Annotated in this window: 3 protein-coding genes; all 3 read right to left on the reverse strand. The window is 51.6% G+C overall.

The window, feature by feature from the left end:
- The coding region (locus F7B33_RS06715; RefSeq protein WP_297073892.1) for a deoxyhypusine synthase at nucleotides 1-1,004 on the reverse strand (1,004 nt) is incomplete at its 3' end.
- A 45-nt stretch (nucleotides 1,005-1,049) separates the two neighbouring features.
- Nucleotides 1,050-1,511, reverse strand: coding sequence for an OsmC family protein (locus F7B33_RS06720; RefSeq protein ID WP_297073893.1), 462 nt, complete (start codon nucleotides 1,509-1,511; stop codon nucleotides 1,050-1,052).
- Nucleotides 1,512-1,590: 79 nt separating this feature from the next.
- Complete coding sequence (locus tag F7B33_RS06725; RefSeq protein WP_297073894.1) at nucleotides 1,591-2,637, reverse strand: FAD-dependent oxidoreductase; 1,047 nt, start codon at nucleotides 2,635-2,637, stop codon at nucleotides 1,591-1,593.
- Nucleotides 2,638-2,774: the final 137 nt, after the last annotated feature.

Consider the following 2,774-nt stretch of genomic DNA (forward strand, 5'->3'; position numbering starts at 1 on the left):
CCCCGCATCACCTTCCATACCAGCAACGGGAACACTAAAGTTGCATCGGCCCAGATTTCGACGTAATCAGCTTTTGCCTTTATCTTGCCCCAGCTCACTCCTTCACTCGGAGGAGCACCGCTCAGCGAGCCGTCCCAGGGTATAGCTGTCGTCACGTAAATTGCATAGTCAGTCCCACCCCTAAAGAGGTTGGCGTTGATTATCGCGTGCTTTGGAAGAGAACCGCCAAGGATTATCGAAGCGGTCTCTTTAGCAGTAACCGCTAAGTTGTTGAGCTTCACTATGTCGTTGGCGATGTCTATGACGAGCTCTCTATCGCCCCTCTCCTCCTTGAAGAAGTAGAGCATGTCACCGATGGAGCCGTCTGTTATGGCCGGGCAGAATATCGGGACGTTCCGCTTGTAGGCCCAGTAGATTACGCTTTTTTCCTTCTCCTTCCCGAGCTTCTCGTCCATGTATCTGCCAAGCTCGTAGATGAACTCGCTCGCCGTTAAAGGTCCCCTCTCGCGCTCCATCTCAAGGATTCTCTCAAAGAATGGAATCATGTACTTCTCGAATTCGATATACCTGTCGTTGGGCACGAATATGTTGCCTATCCTGTTGATGCCCTTCTCGCGCATCCTTGCATCGTTTACATTCCAGTCGCCGAGAATGAAGGGCTTTAGAGCTTTAATGAAGTCCTCCTCAACCCCTCCGGCCGTGGTTACTATAACATCCACCTTGCCCTCCTTGACGAGCCACGCTATTATTTCCCTCAGCCCTGAGGAGATTATGTTCGATGTGTAGCCAAGGAAAACCCTAACCTCTTTTCCCTCGGCCCGCTTCTTCTCTACCTTTCTCCAGATTTCTATTGCTTTTCCAAGGTGCGTGGCCTGAAAGCCTATCTTTTCATAATAATCAAGAACATCTTCAAGACTTGAAACCTCGTCAAGCCATGGGGCCCCTATTGGTGTCCCTTCAACCTCTTCGCTCTCCTTAAGGACGATGTCTTTCGGCTCGGTCATGGTTGAAAATTGGGGAGGGGAGTTATAAACCTGTGCCCCGTGTGACTAAATCCCCTTCACCTTCGTCTCAATGACCTCGTCCACGTTGCCCTTTAGGGCCTTACTGACGAGACAGTAACTGTGGGTGAGCTCCACAAGCCTTTCGGCCTTTTTGACCTCGTCCTTTGGAAGGGAGAGCTCTACCGTGATAAGCATCTTCTCAAACTTGAAACCACCGTCGCTATCCCTTGCGAGGAGTGGCTTCACCGTGACCCTTATCCCCTTCGGATTCATCCTGAGCCTCTCGCTTATACTGCTCATCGTCGTTATGAAGCACGCCGCCAGTGCCGCTGGAAGCAACTGCTCCGGCCACGTAACGTTCCCGGGCGCTCCAACCGGTGAAACGGCCAGAGGGTTGTCCACTTCGATTTCCATCCCACCTATTCGTGTTCTGGTCCTTCCGTCCCCAATCCACTCGGAAGTCGCTGAGAGAAGTTCCGCGGCCGCCTGGAAGTCAATTTCCTCCATGGTCCCACCTCCTTTTCGATATTCATTGTAACATTGAAAATAAAAACCTAACCCTCAGATACTTACCTGATTCAGGGTCTCAACACTTCCCGTTAAGGACGGAGCCTATTAGCCTCGCCGTTACAGGAACGGGAAAGACCTTCCTTGGAGCTTTGCTGAGAAGCCACTCCTCTATTTCTCTAGCCCTTGCTTTGCCCTCTTTCATCGCGGTCCCAATGTTTCGTGGTGCAACAACGTCGCCGGCAAAGAATACCCCCGCCTCCTTCAGTATCTTCTCGTTTGCACAAACGACTTCCCTTATTGGGCTCGTTGGGAGCTGGCCAATGGCGTAGGCAACCACGTCGGCATCTATTATAAAGCGCTCATCCGTCGTCACAACGCTTCCCTCGACTATCTTCGTCCTCGCGAGCTCCACTCCCTGGGCTTTTTCCTTACCCAGTATCCTAACGGGGGTTGCGTACTCTATGAACTCAAGCCCCTCACCGATAAGCTTTTTAATCTCCGACTTGGCGTAGCTGTTCTCAAGCGAACGGCGATAGGCTATCGTGACCTTCTCGGCCCCGAGAAGTCTCGACTCGATTGCAACGTCCACCGCTGTATAGCCAGCTCCGATGATTACAACGTGCTTCCCCTTGAGGTCGGGAATCCTGTCCCATGAATAGTAACCTATCCTGGCCATCTTTATGTGATGGAGCAAAGTTAGAGCATCGTAAACACCCGGTAGTTCAACGCCCGGAACCTTGAGTTTCCTAGGCTTCCAGGCTCCCGTGGCTATGAGTATAGCATCGAACTCTCCCAAGAGCCTTTCAAGGGAGACGAAGTGCTCGGCCCACTCATCGCCGAGCTCCCTCGGAGAATCGTAGACCACCTTCGTCCTGAAATGGAAGTTGACGCCGAGTCTTTCGAGGTCCTTAACGCCCTCTCTAACGGTCTTTATTGGGATTCTCGCCTCTGGAATTGCAAAGGCCACCATTCCACCGCCTTCGGGCATCTTCTCATAAACGTGAACTTCGTAGCCCCTGCAGGCGAGGTAGCCAGCGGCCGTTAACCCGGCTGGGCCAGCACCTATGATTGCCACCTTGAAGGGCTTTGGCTCGCTCTTTTCCCCGCAAATGTAGAACTTCACTTTATCACCCCCAAGAGTTTTCGAAAAATCTGTAAAAAATCGAAGGTTTTCCACCTTAAGTTTCTTTTCCTGATATTTTTGGCAAAACGACACAGATTCCCCAAATTCGGGAAACCTAATTCGTCAATGGGACAAAG

The sequence above is a fragment of the Thermococcus sp. genome, assembly GCF_015523185.1.
Lineage (GTDB): Archaea > Methanobacteriota_B > Thermococci > Thermococcales > Thermococcaceae > Thermococcus.

Bases quoted from the DNA above. Each gene is read 5' to 3' on its own strand.
- F7B33_RS06720 (WP_297073893.1), bottom strand. From the start codon at position 1,511: ATGGAGGAAATTGACTTCCAGGCGGCCGCGGAACTTCTCTCAGCGACT.